15 protein-coding genes, 1 pseudogene and 1 riboswitch are annotated in these 16769 nt (G+C 31.1%); of the genes and pseudogenes, 4 read left to right on the forward strand and 12 right to left on the reverse strand.

Translation table 11 applies throughout. The features are described 5' to 3' along the window. Nucleotides 1-61: 61 nt before the first annotated feature. Complete coding sequence (locus SOR77_RS06615; protein WP_320636355.1) at nt 62-649, reverse strand: class II aldolase/adducin family protein; 588 nt, start codon at nt 647-649, stop codon at nt 62-64. Nucleotides 650-936: 287 nt separating this feature from the next. Between SOR77_RS06615 and SOR77_RS06620 the strand changes: the two genes are divergently transcribed. From SOR77_RS06620 to SOR77_RS06630, 3 genes are read left to right on the forward strand one after another with little or no spacing between them, the layout of a single operon-like run. Then, entirely contained in the window at nt 937-2235 is a 1299-nt protein-coding gene (locus tag SOR77_RS06620; RefSeq protein ID WP_320636356.1) for an APC family permease, read from the forward strand. 15 nt (nt 2236-2250) lie between these two features. Then, the gene (locus SOR77_RS06625) at nt 2251-3081 is read left to right on the forward strand and encodes a purine-nucleoside phosphorylase (protein WP_320636357.1); all 831 of its coding nucleotides are present in this window, start codon (nt 2251-2253) and stop codon (nt 3079-3081) included. Nucleotide 3082: 1 nt separating this feature from the next. Continuing rightward, complete coding sequence (locus tag SOR77_RS06630) at nt 3083-4123, forward strand: s-methyl-5-thioribose-1-phosphate isomerase (protein WP_320636358.1); 1041 nt, start codon at nt 3083-3085, stop codon at nt 4121-4123. A 62-nt stretch (nt 4124-4185) separates the two neighbouring features. Here SOR77_RS06630 and SOR77_RS06635 read toward each other — a convergent pair whose 3' ends face one another. The 9 genes from SOR77_RS06635 to SOR77_RS06675 all read right to left on the reverse strand — a co-directional run bounded on the left by SOR77_RS06635 (nt 4186) and on the right by SOR77_RS06675 (nt 13698). After that, entirely contained in the window at nt 4186-5457 is a 1272-nt protein-coding gene (locus SOR77_RS06635; protein ID WP_320636359.1) for an amidohydrolase family protein, read from the reverse strand. Nucleotides 5458-5473: 16 nt separating this feature from the next. Next, nucleotides 5474-6895 carry an NCS2 family permease gene (locus SOR77_RS06640; RefSeq protein WP_004820828.1) on the reverse strand — a complete coding sequence of 474 codons (1422 nt, stop codon included), beginning with the start codon at nt 6893-6895 and terminating at the stop codon, nt 5474-5476. Between the two features lie 140 nt (nt 6896-7035). Further along, a riboswitch (purine riboswitch) is annotated at nt 7036-7132 on the reverse strand. Nucleotides 7133-7249: 117 nt separating this feature from the next. Then, nucleotides 7250-7870: a C39 family peptidase gene (locus SOR77_RS06645; RefSeq protein WP_320636360.1), complete on the reverse strand. Its 621-nt coding sequence runs from the start codon at nt 7868-7870 to the stop codon at nt 7250-7252. A 1-nt stretch (nt 7871) separates the two neighbouring features. Next, nucleotides 7872-8606, reverse strand: a complete 735-nt coding sequence (locus SOR77_RS06650; protein ID WP_320636361.1) for a TIGR03915 family putative DNA repair protein — start codon at nt 8604-8606, stop codon at nt 7872-7874. Nucleotides 8607-8608: 2 nt separating this feature from the next. Then, nucleotides 8609-9838 (reverse strand): putative DNA modification/repair radical SAM protein, encoded by a 1230-nt coding sequence (locus SOR77_RS06655; protein WP_320636362.1) that lies wholly within the window; start codon nt 9836-9838, stop codon nt 8609-8611. A 239-nt stretch (nt 9839-10077) separates the two neighbouring features. Continuing rightward, entirely contained in the window at nt 10078-11361 is a 1284-nt protein-coding gene (locus tag SOR77_RS06660; protein ID WP_320636363.1) for a TRAP transporter large permease, read from the reverse strand. After that, a complete protein-coding gene (locus SOR77_RS06665) occupies nt 11361-11840 on the reverse strand; it encodes a TRAP transporter small permease (RefSeq protein ID WP_320636364.1) in 480 nt (159 codons plus the stop codon). Before SOR77_RS06665 ends, SOR77_RS06660 begins: the two co-directional genes overlap by 1 nt. 11 nt (nt 11841-11851) lie before the next feature. Continuing rightward, complete coding sequence (dctP, locus tag SOR77_RS06670; RefSeq protein ID WP_320636365.1) at nt 11852-12847, reverse strand: TRAP transporter substrate-binding protein DctP; 996 nt, start codon at nt 12845-12847, stop codon at nt 11852-11854. Nucleotides 12848-12849: 2 nt separating this feature from the next. After that, nucleotides 12850-13698, reverse strand: coding sequence for a DUF6282 family protein (locus tag SOR77_RS06675; RefSeq protein WP_320636366.1), 849 nt, complete (start codon nt 13696-13698; stop codon nt 12850-12852). Between the two features lie 230 nt (nt 13699-13928). On the opposite strand from SOR77_RS06675, the gene SOR77_RS06680 reads away from it, so the two are divergent. Next, the gene (locus SOR77_RS06680) at nt 13929-14855 is read left to right on the forward strand and encodes a LysR family transcriptional regulator (RefSeq protein WP_320636367.1); all 927 of its coding nucleotides are present in this window, start codon (nt 13929-13931) and stop codon (nt 14853-14855) included. Nucleotides 14856-14992: 137 nt separating this feature from the next. Here the strand turns inward: SOR77_RS06680 and uraA are convergent, their stop codons facing one another. Further along, nucleotides 14993-16252, reverse strand: a complete 1260-nt coding sequence (gene uraA, locus SOR77_RS06685) for a uracil permease (protein ID WP_320636368.1) — start codon at nt 16250-16252, stop codon at nt 14993-14995. A 249-nt stretch (nt 16253-16501) separates the two neighbouring features. Beyond that, nucleotides 16502-16769, reverse strand: a pseudogene (gene tuf, locus SOR77_RS06690) (elongation factor Tu); the annotation flags it as partial.

Genomic DNA, 16769 nt, shown 5'->3' on the forward strand with positions numbered 1-16769 from the left:
ACGTGCCGCCCCTACGTTTTTGATAATATTGATGTTTTTAAAATTATTGTCCAACAAAAAATCAATCGTTTATTGTGTATGCTTTACCTATTGTTCTTGCGTAATAATATATTTTTGCCAAGTCTTCTACATATTCTGCTGATAAAAATGCTTTTTCCATATTTTCTCCACAACATATAACTCCATGGTTTGCCAAAAGGCATGAATTAGTTTTTTCTAAATAAGGTATTATGGCTTTTGCAAGTTCAATTGACCCTGCTCTTTCAAATGGTGCAACTTTTAATTTTCCACCTATAAAAGGCTCCATTTCTATTGAAATAAACGGTATTTCTTCTCTCGCAACTGCAAAGGCTGTTGCAAATGTTGAATGTGTGTGAACTACTGCACTATATTTAGGATATTTTTTATATATTTCAAGATGCATTTGCCATTCTGATGATGGTATTTGTCCTTCTACATATGGGTTTCCGTCAGCATGAATTTTCACAATATCTTTTTCTTTTATTTTTCCATAGTCCATACCACTCGGTGTTATATAAAAACTGTCTTCATCTTCTCCTCTAAGGCTGATGTTGCCGCTTGTTCCCGCTACTAATTTTGTGTTGTATAACTTTATCCCTGCTTCTACTAAAATTTTTCTATAATTCATTTTCTACCTCTAATTTAAATTTTTTTAATTTATATTTATTTATTAAGTATATTTTAAATACAATAAACTTGCAATTGATTTTTTGGAGTTTTTTGGATTTTACACAAATATTTTTGTTATTTATTGGTTTTTATTTGTTTTTATATCATTTTTAATTTTAATTATTATTTTTTTCTCTATTTTATCAAGTTTATTCGATTTTTATTTTTCCAATTTTAACCAATTTAATTTGACTTTTTAATGTATAATGTTAAAATAAAATTATAATTTTATTTTAAGGAGGATTTATGAAAAATTCTAAAATTTCTTTGTTGGATTTAATTGGAATTGGTGTCGGACAAATAATTGGTTCCGGAGTAATGATTTTAACCGGAATTGCCGTTGGCAAAACCGGTCATGGTGTTACTTGGGCTTTTATAGTTGCCGGAATCATCGTTGCCATAACTAATTTATGTCTTGCAACTCTCGGTTCTGCAATTCCTGCTAATGGCGGCATGTATACATACGTAAGAGACTTAATCGGTAAAAAAACCGGTTTCTTCTATGTCGCACTCTTAGCTGCCGGTCAATTGGTATTGGCAAATTATGCAATCGGTTTCTCCGAATACCTAAAGGAGCTTATCCCCGCAATAAATGTAACTTTGGTTTCAGCTATTATGATGACTACAATTTTTATTGTGAATTTAACAGGTATAAAAACTGCTGTTAAATTCCAAAACCTGCTTGTTATAGTACTTGTAGTATCTATTGGTTTGTTCATTGTCCTAGGTCTTCCTAAGATAAATGATTTTTCTCCTTATATGGATATCACTAAAGTTATGCCTAATGGTTTTTCTGATTTTATCGCAGCTATATTTCTTGTTAGATTTTCACTTGTTGGAGCTGAATACATAAATGAATTTGGTAATGATGCTGAAAATCCCGGCAAAAATATTCCTCTTGCAATGATAATTTCAACTATTATAGTTTCTATAATTTATTTGGGGGTTGGGTTTGTAGCTACCGGTGTACTTCCTGTCGAAGAGGTGGCTTTTAAGACTCTTGGAAGTGTTGCTAAGGAAATTTTTTCTCAACCTGTTTATTATTTCTTCATGGTTGGCGGAGCGATGTTTGCTGTTGCTTCTTCTTTAAATGCTGTTTTTGCTTGGGCTCCCAAAGGACTTAAGGTTGCAATTGAAGATGGTTGGCTTCCAGAATTTTTAGCTATTGAAAACAAAACCTTCGGAACTCCACATTATCTGCTTTTAATTTTCTACATACTTGGTATGATTCCTATTTTAACCGGCGGAACTTTGGAAATTATAGCTGTTCTTGGAAATAATATCGGTCTTATATTTGCCGCTCTTCCAATTGTCGCTGTACTTTTCTTACCCTCAAGAAACAAAATCGCATACGAAAATGCCTATTTCAAATTACCTTTATGGGCTATGAGAGTACTTCCTGTTCTTTGCTTAATAGTTTTTGCCGCAGGTTTTTATTCTAATGTAGACTTCATAGGTCCTTTAGGAATAAAAGTATTGTTTGGATATTGTTTAATTGTAGCTATTTATGCTAAGCTTAGAGAGCCTTATATCAAAAAGTCATAATTAAGTGAGGTTTTTATGTTAAAAGAAAAAATTTTCAGTGTTTATAAAGAAAGTGCAGATTATATTTTATCTAAAATAGGAGCTCCTGTTGATTTTGCCATAGTACTTGGAACCGGTCTCGGCACTCTACTCGACTCTATGGAAGATAAAATTGAGATACCTTATGAAGAAATTCCGGGATTTTTAATCTCTACTGTTAAAAGTCACCCTGGGAAATTTATATACGGTAAATTGTCCGGCAAAAACGTAATTTGTATGTCCGGCAGATTCCACTACTATGAAGGCTATGACCACAGCGAGTTGGCAACTCCAATGTATGTTTTAAAACTTGTTGGTGTTAAGACTGTAATTTTAACTAATGCTGCCGGTGCAATAAATTATAATTTTCATCCTGGAGATATTTGCGTTGTAACTGACCACCTAAATTTCGGTGGAGTTTCTCCTACTCGTGGAAACAACTTAGATGAATTTGGCGAAAGATTTTATCCTATAGACAATCTATATGACAGAGATTTAAGAACTTTTGCAAAAAATTGTGCTATTGAACTTGGCTTTTCCCTAAAGGAAGGTGTTTATTTCTATACTGTAGGACCTTTCTTTGAAACTCCGGCCGAAATAAGAGCTATAAGACTTTTAGGTGGCGACTTAGTCGGAATGTCTACTATTTCTGAATCTCTGACCGCCGGACATTGCGGTATAAAAGTTCTATGTCTTTCTTTGGCTACTAATTACAGCTCCGACAGAGTGGAAAACATGGACGGTAGCGAAGTTGAAGATGTTGCAATGGCAGCTTCTGAAAAATTCAGAAATTTAATACTTAAAATATTAGAAAAATTCGAGGGTTAATATGGAAAGACAAGATTATAATCTGCCATTTATGCTTCAATATGAACACGTTGCTTGGTATGAAAATGGTAGTGTTAAAATTTTAGACAGAAGAATTTACCCCAAAGAGGTTACATTTGTAGAATGTTTTAGTCATGTTGATGTGGCTCAAGCTATAGCTGACATGGTCACTCAAAGTGCCGGACCTTATACCGCAGCCGGAATGGGTATGGCTCTTGCAGCTTATGAGGCTCGTGATTTAAATGATGATGAAAAAATTATTTTTTTAAAAAAGGCCTCTGATAAAATTTCCAACGCACGTCCAACTACTGCAAACAGAATGAGAAAAATCACTGAAGACTCTGTTAAAGTTGCAATCAATGCTATGGAAAATGGTCTTGACCCGATCCGGACTATCTTTGAAAATACTGTTGTCTCTTTAAACAGAAGATATTCTACTATGAACAAAGTTGCAAAATATCTATGTGAGTTAATTCCTGAAAATGGAAAAGTTTTGACTCAGTGTTTCGGCGAAACTATAGTTGGAATGATGCTTAGAAATTTAAAAGAAAGCGGAAAAACTGTCAGCTTCTACTGTGCAGAAACTCGCCCTTATTATCAAGGCGCTCGTCTAACTGCGACTTGTTGCAGCGAAATGGGCTTTGAGACAACTATTCTAACAGACAATATGATCGCATATGCTATGGAAAATATTGGAATAGATTTATTCACTTCAGCTGCTGATACTATAACGCGCGATGCTCACGTAGCAAACAAAATAGGTACTTTCCAAATTGCTATTTTAGCTAAAAAGTTCAATATTCCCTATTTTGTAACCGGCATTCCTGACGATGATAAATTTTCAAAAGATGATATAAAAATTGAATTGAGAGATCCATCTCTTGTTTTGGGAGATTGGACTGCAAAGGGTGTAAAAGCTATATATCCTTCGTTTGACATCACTCCGCCTATGTTAATTCACGGTGTCGTAACTGACAAGGGACTTTATGAGCCTTCTGAACTACCAAATTATTTTGATTCTAAAGTAAATAGATTTTATTAATTTTAAAAGCGTATCTTGGTATCAAACCAAAATACGCTTTTTCCGTCTCTATTATTTATTATTTAGAATATTTTATTTCCCCTTACAAATTTGTGTTTAATATCTTTGTGTTGAGACAAATATATTGTCCTCTCTAATCTTTGGCGTAAATTTAAATCTTCTGTTCTATATTCTGAATCATCTATTACAACTACATCTAATTCATATCCTCTTTCAAACGAACCAACTTTTCCAAAAAATTCTCCACCGCCAAGTGTTCCCAAATAAAATACTTCTTCTACTTTCAATGGGTTTGAATTTTCATCTATAAGTCTCCAGAAAAGTTTTGAAACTTGGATAGCATCTGTCATCTGTCTAAAAATAGATAAATATGCTCCACCTGCAACGTCACTTCCAAGTCCAACTCTCTGACCTTCTTCTAAGTATTTTCTAATTGGAGCTATTCCTGAAGAGAGATTCATATTTGAATCAGGACAGTGTGCTATGTAGACCCCTCTATCTTTTAACAATTTTCTCTCGTATTCGTCTGACCATACACAGTGAGCCATTATAGTCTTGGAATATTCTCCAAACAGTCCAAATCTGTCATAAGACTCTCCATAGCATTTTGTTCCGGGGCATAGCTCTTTAACCCATTCTATTTCTGATTGATTTTCAGATAAGTGTGACTGCACCGGAAGTTTTTCCTCTTTTGTAATTTTACCTAAGCTCTCCATCAATTCGTCAGTACATGATGGTGTAAATCTTGGAGTTATTATCGGATATGTGTTTTTATATTTTACTTTGGTTTCATCTAACCACTTTATTGTATTCTCAATACTCTCTCTTGCACCAACTTCTTGTAATTCCGGTATTGAGTTTCTGTCCATATTGACTTTTCCAACGTAAGAAACCAATCCTGAATTTTCAAGCATACCCATTAAAATTATGGTGCTTGGTACGTGTAATGTTGCAAACACAACCGCTCTTGTAGTTGCACTACTTACCAAGTCTCCTACAAATTTTTCATATGTTTTTTTAGCATATTCTGTGTCTATATACTTTGCCTCATGAGGGAATGTATATGTATTTAGCCAATCCAAAAGTTCCAAATCCATTCCAAGCCCTCTGAAATGATATTGTGGCGCATGAACATGTAAATCTATAAGACCCGGTATTATTAACTTATCACTATAATCATAGACCTCCAAGTCCTTATACTCATCAGGTATTTCATCAAATACCCCACATGAATAACCTTCCACACACACCAAATAACTATTTTCTCTTGTTGTTAAATTTTCCAGATTTTCGCTATAGCAAATATCTCCTTTTATTATAAAAGATGCTCTCATAAACATCCTCCATTCTTTAACCTAATGAAATTAATACATATCGTAATGCAAAAATAACTGAAACCACTGCTGTTAATAATTTTATATCCTTAATTTTTCCAGTAAATAATTTCAATAAACAAAAACTTATTAATCCCATTGCTATACCATTTGCAATTGAATATGTAAATGGCATAAATGTTATCGTAATAAATGCCGGAATAGCATTTGTAATATCACTAAAATCAACATCTTTTACATTAGATAGCATTAAAACCCCTACATAAATTAAAGCCGGTGCTGTTGCTGCTGCTGGAATTATACTTACAAATGGAGCACAAATTATTGCTGCTATAAACAACATAGATGTTGTAAGCGCTGTTAACCCTGTACGTCCTCCCTCTGCTATTCCCGCACTTGATTCTACAAGAGTTGTTACAGTTGGCGCCCCAACTAAAGCTCCTGTAAGTGTCGAAATTGCATCTGACATAAGAGCTTGCTTCATTCTTATAACTTCTCCATTTTCATCTATCATATTTGCTTGTTTAGCAGCTCCAAGTAATGTTCCTAAAGAATCAAACATATTAACTAACGAAAAACTTACTACCAACATAAATACTATAAATATATTGTGTATTAAATCTTCCCCTGCAAAAAGTCCCACAAAATCTAACTTAAAAAGTGATACTTCGTAAAAATCATGGAATTTTGTAGCCAAGTTCAAATCAAAAGCGTCAAATTTTGTAACTCCTAATGGCACTCCTATTAAAGTAGCAATCACTATCCCTATTAATATAGAGCCCTTTACTTTCTTTGCGTTCAATACTCCTATTATTATAAGCCCTATTAATGCAACCGTTGCACTCATTATTAGTTGTGTATCAAATTCAGGATTTTGCCATTGTGAAAAATCGATCATACTGACCAATGTCGCCGGGTTATCTACTACAATATTGGCACTTTTTAAACCTATTATAGTTATAAATAAACCTATCCCAGGTGTCATAGCATCTTTTATACAGTTTGGAATTGCTCTTATTATAGCTTCTCTAAGTCCTATGGCAGTGATTATTATAAATATTGCCCCTGATAAAAATACTATTACTAAAGCTTGTGAATATGTGTAACCCATTACTAACATTACAGTATATGCAAAGAAAGCACTAAGTCCCATCCCCGGAGCTTGTGCAAATGGAAGCTTTGCATAAACAGCTACTAAAAAGGTTCCTATAAAAGCTCCTATACACGTAGCTATAAATGCACCGTTTGATACTTTTGTCGCATACGCATCTTGCCCTAATATTCGTAAAGGCTCTGAAACTGTCATTGGTATAATTATTAATATGTACGCAATTGTTATAAACGTAGTAATACCGGCTAAAATTTCAGTCTTTACATTTGTGTTGTATTTTGAAAGTTCAAAAAATCTTTCAAAAAATCCCTGTTGTTTTTGTTTCATAACTTTCCCTCCTAAAATATGACCGTTAAAATAGAGGAGACAAACTTCTACATACTATTTTCTAATTTAAAAATAAAAAAACTACTCAAAAACCCACTATAAATTAAAAAACATTGCAAAACTACAGAGATACAGGCATAACAATGTATTTTATAATTTATAGTCGGACTATTAGGTAGTCGATAGATACGCTTAACCAAATTATAAGCTTATATAAATTATATTATTAAATTATAATAGATTTTATTTCATAACGTTTTCCTCTATTTAATAATATTATAATGCTCTTTATCACATTTGTCAATTAAAAAATTAACAATTTTATCCAATTTAGGCAATTTTAAAATTTATTTATTAATTTTTTAAAATTGCCAGAGTATTATATGAACAAAGTCCGGTAGATAATAAACTATGAGAAAAAATATTGTAATCTATATATGACTTATTTTTTCTCCACCCATCAAATACCTCTATAAATTTTATATTCATCCCCTTATATCTAAATATTTTATACCCACTAATGGTTACAGTATGGTTGTGATACTCTCCAAAAGCTATATTCATAAGAAGTGGTCTTCCTGCATCTATTTCGCTTTTTACAGGATTATAAAAATTAGAAAAATACCTTCCCTTTGCCTTAACTTTTATTCCATAGTATCTAAAATAGTCTTTCATTATATCATCTATTTTTGATGGCAGTGTTCCAATTGTTTCATCAAATCCGTAACTTTGTGCAATTGTAAAAATTTGGTCGAAAATTTCTTGTTCCGATAAATCTCCAAAAATTTTGTCGTAGTAACTCAAAACTCGAGTTATTGAAACTATTGAGCAGTTTTTATTTGATTTTTTAAATTCACTTTGTAAAAAATCTTTTAAATCCAAGCTTTTTTCTTCCAACAACACTGCTCCATTATAATTTTTAGTTATATATCCGTACAAATAATCTATTACTTCATATCCTGTAAATTTAATCAAATCAATCACTCTTTTCTATATCTTTTTCAGGGAGATATTTCCAATACTTCTTAGGCATATTTGACATCATAAGTTTTTTATTCTTTCTTTCATCTATACCCACTGCACTATAAAATTTCTTCCACGCACTCTTAAAAAATATCTCTCTATCACTATCTACCGCTTCTATATACTCAACTTCCATAAATTCACAATTCCCATGCACACAAAAAGCTGCTGTTTTTCTATTCACATCATATATAACAAACTTTTCATTTGGCATTCTCTTTAAAAAATGTGGAGTTATAAATTTCAATATATCGTTGTGAGGTGTGAACTCTGCAAATAAAAATCCGTCTTGAATTTCTCTAAATCTAAGAAGCCCTTTGTAATCATGATTCTCTGAGACAAAATTTTTTAAAATACTTCTATACATCACAGCTTCTTCCTGCGCCGAATTCAAATATGACAATCCGTACTTATAAACACCTTTTATACACTTTGCTATAACATCTGCTTTTTGCAAATTATCAGAGTGATAAACTATAACTAAATCATTAAAAAAGCTCTTAGAAATATTTTTTATAATAGAGTTTTTAACTCTCTCATATTTTTTTAAATCCGTACTCACGTGAATATCTTCAAAAAAATTCACTTGCTCAGTTTCAATTGAGAAATTAACATTTTCTATTATAGAATATGCTTCAAACACAGCTGTTAAAAGCCCTTCAAAACTTCCGTCATATATATATTTCATAATCACCACATCTTCAACTGCTCAACTGAATTAGGATCGTATTGCCCCATAAAATCTTTTAGAGATTCTTTTGTAGAAAAATTTTTCCCTCTATAAACTCCTCCAACAGTTATAAAATTAACAGCTCTCTTAGTAGATATTTTCAAACTCTTTAAGTCGTCATACTTTAGAGCTGCAAACTTTCTTGCATTTATGATTCTAAGAGCATAATTTCTACCAAATCCCGGAATTCTCATAAGCTCTTCATAAGTTGCCCTATTTATTTCAATCGGAAATAAATCTATATTTTCTATTGCCCAATTTGCCTTTGGATCTATTCTCAGATCAAAAAATGGATTTTCTCGTTTTAAAATTTCATCTGCCTTGAAACCATAAAACCTTAGCAACCAATCAGCTTGATAAATTCTGTGTTCTCTAAGGAGTGGAACTTTTTCAATTCCCTTTGTATACTTAGATTTTACAACCGGCACATAACCTGAATAATAAACTCTCTTCATATCAAAAGTTCCGTACAATGCCTCAGCTCTGTTTATAATAGTCAAATCATCTTCTCCAGTTGCTCCAACAATCATTTGAGTAGTTTGTCCCGCCGGTACAAATTTTGGTGCACTTCTAAATTTTTTTCGTTCTTCAATATTTTGTAAGAGATTATTTTTTATATCTTCCATAGGTTTAAATATCTTTAGATAGTTTTTCTGTGGGGCCAACAGAGCCAACGAATTTTCAGTTGGGAGTTCTATATTTATGCTAATTCTATCAATCAAAATTCCCAAACTTCTTATCAGTTCTTCACTAGCTCCCGGAATTCCCTTCATATGAATATAACCATTAAAGTTATATTCATATCTTAAAATCCTTGCAATTTCAATCAACTTTTCCATAGTCTTATCCGGACTTTCAGCTATTCCCGATGACAAGAATAACCCCTCTATGTAATTTCTCTTATAAAAATTTATAGTCAAATCCGCAACTTCTCTTGGAGTGAATTCTGCTCTTAATACATCATTATCTCTTCTATTGATACAGTACTCACAATTGTATACGCATTTATTGGTAAGTAAAATTTTAAGAAGTGAAATGCACCTTCCATCTTCACTCCAAGAATGGCAAATCCCCGCTATGTGTCCATTGCCAAGCCCTTTATTATTTTTTCTATCCGAACCACTAGAGGAACAACTTACATCATACTTTGCAGCATCTGTTAAAATTTTTAATTTTTCTTGAAGTTCCATGCTCTCACCTCTTAAAAAATTATAACATCTGTCACACCCGTTGTAAACATACGTTCTAAATCCTTGACTTTTGTTCTTTCTCCTTAAAATAATTTCTATAATAAAAACCTATACCTACACAAACTTTTATAAAAAACAAACTCCAACTTACTTAGTAAATCAGAGTTTGTCATTATTAATCTTCTAATATTTTCTATAATTAATGTATTAATAATTCATTTTACGTAAAAAATTCATCTTTATTTTAATATATTTGGCAAAAAAAGAATTATTTGAGGTATATAAGCAAATAACAAGACAGTTAGTAATTCTATAATCAAGAACGGTAAAACTCCTTTCACAATATCATTAAATTTTAATCCTGTTATCGATGCTGCTGTAAACAAATTATATCCAAAAGGAGGCGTAACATATCCTATAACCAAATTTATTACAAAAATCATTCCTAAATGTAACGGATCTATTCCAAGTTGTAATCCAAAAGGAACAATTACAGGAGCAATTATAATAATTGCTGCAACAGTATCCATTAAAGCCCCTACAAAGAATAAAATTATCATTAGAACTAATAAATATACATACTTATTAGTTATTATTCCACTCAAATATAATGCTATTGTAGACCCTATATTAGTTACTGACATTATCCAAGAAAGCAAATTTGCTGCCCCCATGATTATACCTACCATGGCTGATGTCTCCATCGCTTTTAATAACGCCCCTGGTAATTCATAAATTTTTATCTCTCTATATATTACCATACCTAATACTAATGAATACACTACTCCAATAGCAGCTGCCTCTGTAGGTGTAAATATCCCCGAGTAAATTCCCCCTAATATTATTATCGGTAAAAGTAGGGCTCCAAGAGCTGACCATGTAGATTTTATTAATTCTGTAAAATTAAACTTTTTCCTGTCATTCTCCATTATTTTCGGATTATTTTTTATAATTACAAAATTTACTAAAATCAAAAATAACATCATTACAATTCCAGGTATAATACCGGCTATGAACATTTTAGGTATTGAAATTCCCATTGTAACTCCATAAATTATCATAGGAATGCTTGGAGGAATTATAGGTCCTAAAGCTCCCCCGGCAGCAACCATTCCTGCGGCTGTTTTTTTATCATACCCATTCTTAGTTAAAGATGGTATCATTGTACTCCCAATAGCTGCTACTGTAGCAGGACCTGACCCCGTTAAAGCTGCAAAAATAGCACATGAAACTATTGTTACAACTCCTAATCCCCCTGGTAACCAACCAATCAATTCATCCGACCAATGAATCATCCTTTTTGATATTCCCCCTTTATCCATTATCTCTCCGACTAATACAAATAATGGTATTGCCAATAAAGGAAATGAATCTAATCCTGTTATAAATCTTTGACTTACTAATAATAAAGGTTTCATGTCAGTTATTAATAAAAATACAATACCTGAACCCAATATAGACAAAAACACTGGTAACCCTATAAAAATTAATATGAACATTAACAAAAACATAATTCCTACCATTAAATATCATCTCCCATATAGTTTGCCATATTCATATATATATCATATATAGAATAAAAAGTTATCAATGCTCCAAATATTGGTGCCGCCATATATACAAATGCCATACTAATCCTCAATGCAGGACTAAGTTGAGTTCTAACCGCCCAAGCTACTTTTGATCCAAAAACTATTAATATAGTTCCTATTAAAATCGTTAAAATATTTATTATTAAACTTAGTTTCTTTCTATTCTTATCACTTATATTTTCTGTAACTACACTCACGGTAGCGTTACTTTTGCTTTTTGTACATAATGCTGCTCCTAATAAATTAGCCCATATAAAGCTATATCTAGCTAATTCTTCTGTCCATGATAAAGAAGAGTTTAGAATAAATCTTGTGAATACTTGTAATACACATGATATTATCAACGCTAAAAAAACTGTTATAATTAATATTTTCAATACTTTAGTAATCAAATTATTTAACTTCACCATAAAATCCACCTTTATAAATTTAATTCACTCGATAATTCATCAAAATATTCTTCTCCGATAACTTGAGATCTACTTTTATAAAAATCTTTAAACTTTTTCTTAAAAGCATCCTTATCTATATCTCTGATTATTTTCATACCTTGATTTTCCATTTCTTTTAACATTTTAGTTTCTTTATCTGCATTACTAGTTCTAGTAATCTTACCTGCATATTCTGCGGCTTGTCTCAGTATTTCTTTCTCTTCTTCATTTAATTCATCATATATATTTTTTGATATACATAGAATTAATGGCGAGTAAAAATGCCCTGTTAAATTTAGGTCTTTTGCTATATCTACAAACCCATTTGTATAAGTTACGCTTATTGGTATGTCTAACCCATCTATAGTGCCTTGTTGTAATCCTGTTATAGTTTCTGACCATGACATTGGAACCGCATTAGTCTCTAATTGTTGATATGTCTTTATATATGTATCCGTTTCCATACATCTGATTTTTAAACCTTTAAAATCACCAGGGTATCTAACTTCTGCATTAGCTGTTACTAAATGTCTAAATCCTCCTTCTCCATACGCTAATGCTTTTATCCCATATTTTTCATACTCATTCAAAACTTTTCTTCCTATATTTCCATCAAGTATACTTGCAGCTTCTTTTGAATTCCCAAAAATAAAAGGTAAATCAAATAACCCTGCTTCTTTTATATAACCACTTATATATGCATTAGTCATGATAGCCATATCAGTTGTACCTATTTGCATTCCAGTGAACATTTCCCCTTCTTGCCCAAGCTGACCTGAACCTTTTATGTCTATAACAATTTTTCCATTTGTTTTTTTATAAACTTCATTCGAAAAATTCTTAGCAAATATAAAATAAGGGTCATCTTCAACCGGAGCTGTTGTAAAACCAATTTGAAATACTTTATTTTCAGTTTTGCTCTTCGAACAACCTACTAAATTTAATATTAATAATGAAATAATTACTACTATTGCATATTTTTTCAATTTCAGCCCTCCACTAAATTTTTAGGTGTAAACTTTATCATCTTTTCTATATTTTTTGTTTCTATTCCACTTTCTAAACAAAATTTGATAGCATCTTTCATTGAATTTATAGGTGTTTTTTTATTATATATCCCCCTATCAGTACTAATAAAAATGTTTTCATAATCTAGATTTCTCATTACATTTAAAAACTTGTTTTTTGAGCAATCTCCATCTTCTAAATTGGCCCAAACTTTTTCTAATATTACTCCTTTTTTTGCTAACATTAATTGTGTGTCAATATCAATATCAGTTCTTAGCCAATCAGGATGTGTTAGCACTATTTTAACCTTGTTTTTAATTGATTCTTGACACAAAATAATACTTTCTTCAACACTAAGATGCCCCGTAGCTATAACTGCATTATATTTTTTAACAACCTCAATAATTTCGTAAACCTCTTTTTTCAATTTTCCTTTATCATCTAAAATACTTATTCCTTTTCTATTAAAAAAATCTCCTTTCATATTTCCATACTTTAAAGAATTTTCTGAATCTCTAGTAGGAAACCAAACAAATACTCCACCTAATTTTAAAGAACTTTCACATGCATATGGATTCAATCCTCCTACTGGATAATTTAATACTATTCCTCCATAGGCTTTAGTATTAAAATTAAAATGCGAATTTATTAATTGTGCCCTACCTATAGTTGATTCATAATGATTTTTTATCATTACGCCACTCATATTATATTTATTTGCATTTTTTATTAAATCTATATCATCTATGCTTCTTTTTACATGAGATGGACTACTATGTGTATGTAAATCATATGAACCTATTAATAAATCTAAAATTAAATCTTCCACTTTTTCCCCTTTCTAAATATTTTCATATTTATTTTATAAACTTAATTTAACAAAGTAAAACAAGCGATTTTTTTATTAATTAAAGTTTTAACTTGTTATATCATTGTATAATGTTATAATTTATGTATTATTAATGTTTTATTGATCAAATAAACTAATAATTTTTATTTAGTACAAGTTTTTTCAATAATGTATAATTATTAACAATATATTTCTTGTGAGGTGACATTATGACGCAAAATCAAAAAATTTTTTTATTTATTGCTGAAAATTTAAGTTTTAATAAAGCTGCTAAACATTTTTTTGTTACTCAACAATGTATTAGTGACCATATTAACAGAATAGAAAATGAATATGGAACTAAATTATTTTATAGAAAGCCATACCTACATTTAACTCAAGCTGGAGAAGCAGTATATAAATCATTATCTACTATAAATAGAATCGAAAGTGATTTAAAATCAAGTATTGAAAATTTTTCTAATGAAAAAAGGGGTTCATTTACTTTCGGAATTAGCACATCTCGATCTAAGGTTTTGCTTCCAAAAGTTCTTAATAAATACTATGAATATTTTCCAGAAGTTAATATTTCTTTTTTTAGTGGAGATACCTCTATATTAGAAAACAAATTATTAAAGAATGAAATTGACTTATTTCTTGGAATTAATTCTAGTTTAGACTTAGATTTAGATATTACTCCTGTCGCAGAGGATTACATGTACATAGTAATTAATAAAAATTTATTTAAAAAGTATTTTTCAAAAGAACAACTTCAATTATTTAAGCATGGATTCGATTTAAATTTATTAAAAGATATTCCTATTACTATGTACTATAATACCGGGGCTTTATATCAACTTATGCAACAGCATATTCTAAGCCATGGTATACAATTAAATAAAACTCCTTACTTTATAAGTGAATGTGATGTTCAAATTAGTTTATGTTTAAATAATACTACTTGTGCTATTGTCCCTAGAATGTTATCAATACATTTATTAGACAATCCAGAAATCTTCTTATTTCCTATAAAAGATTTTAATTATCCTTTAAGAATTGATATTGTTAAGAATAAATACATAGATCTACCACATTATGTCAAAGCATTTAATAATCTATTAATAGAAGAAATTAAAAATATTCAAAAACTACTCTGAGCTAATTTTAATATAAGTCCAAAAAATGCTCACAAATTTATTAGAAAATAGTATTTGTATAAAATAACTATATTTTGGAAATTCAAATCAATAAAAAACAAACTCCAACTTACTTAGTAAATCAGAGTTTGTCATTATTAATCTTCTAATATTTTTAATCTTCTACAAATATGGAACGTTATACTTAAAATAACTGCAACCACACTTGCCAATACCATTCCTGATAGTTCCACATTCCCAACAGAAATTGTCAAACCACTAAGACCTGTAACTAATATTACACTTGTCAAAATCAGGTTTGCACTTTTTGAATAGTCTACTTTTGCATCAACCAAAAGTCTCAACCCGCTTGCCCCTATCATTCCATATAATAAGAACGTAACTCCCCCTATTACATCTCCAGGGATTGTTTGAATAAGTGCTGCCAAAGGTCCAACGAATGCCATACATATTGAAACCATAGCCGCTCCAGCTATTACTTGAACGCTATATACGCCAGTAACTGCCATTACACCTATATTTTCTCCATATGTTGTAGTCGGAACTGAACCCAAAAATCCTGAAACCATTGTAGAAAAATTGTCTGCAAGTATTGTCCTATCAAGTCCTGGGTCTTTTATTATATCTCTTCCTATTATGTTGCTTGTGACCACTTGATGACTTATATTTTCACTCATTATAACCAATGTCACAGGCAGCATTGTCAAAATTGGTTCCCAATGAAAAGCCGGTGTTTGAAAATTTGGAACTACAAATAAACTCGCTCCTTTTATCCCTGAAAAATCAATCATACCAAATAAATATGCTGTTATATAACCAACTACTATTGCTATCAAAATTGGTATTGTTGCCCAAAATTTTTTAAAGAGAACTGAACCAAAAATTGCCGTTAATAATGTTATTGCGAAAACTATTCTGTCCGGATTAGTTGCAGTCTCACCCATTATATTTGCTCCTATTGTTCCACCAGCTATTGTTGCCGATGCCAATTGAAGTCCTATAAGTGCTACTACCGCTCCCATTGCCGCTGGAGGAAGGACTATATCTAACCAACTAACTCCTCTTTTCTTGATTAGCCAAGCTATAAAACAACCTATCGCACCTACTGCTACGAATCCTCCGAGTGCATATTCGAATGGATATTTTGATAAAATAACTTGAGTTGGTCCTAAGAATGCAAAACTTGAGCCTAAATAAGCTGGCACTTTTTTATTGGTTATCCAAATTAACAAAAATGTTCCAATACCATTCATTAAAAGTACAATACTCGGGTCCATTTTAAATACTAATGGAACTAGTACAGAAGCTCCAAACATAGCAAACGTATGTTGTAAGCTCAAAGGTATAAGCAGATTTAAAGGTACTTTTTCATCTACTCCTATAATTTTCTTATTCATTTCTCCCTCCCATTTTAGTTTTTAAAATTTCAACTTTTTTCAAACTTTCCTTATGTATTTTACTCTATTTATTTTTAAGTCTCAATGATTAAATTAGAAAATAATTCATTTGTATTATCTGCCCCAACTATGTTTAATGCTAAATATAAGTTTAACTTTTAAATAGGAATATTTTTATAATCTTTTAATTTATTTTATTTGCTCAAAAAAAGACCCTAGATTACTCTAAGGTCTAATTGTTTAATTAAATTAGTCAATAAGTTTAGAAACAACTCCTGATGCTACTGTTCTTCCACCTTCACGAATTGCGAATCTTAATCCTTCGTCCATTGCGATTGGTGTGATTAGTGTTACTGTGAATGTTGAGTTGTCTCCTGGCATTACCATTTCTACTCCGTCTGCTAGTTGGATGTCTCCTGTTACGTCTGTTGTTCTGAAGTAGAATTGTGGTCTGTATCCGTTAAAGAATGGTGTGTGTCTTCCACCTTCTTCTTTTGATAGTACGTATACTTCGGCT

Origin of the sequence: Peptoniphilus sp., from assembly GCF_034090345.1 — a bacterium.
Classification (GTDB): Bacteria; Bacillota; Clostridia; order Tissierellales; family Peptoniphilaceae; genus Peptoniphilus.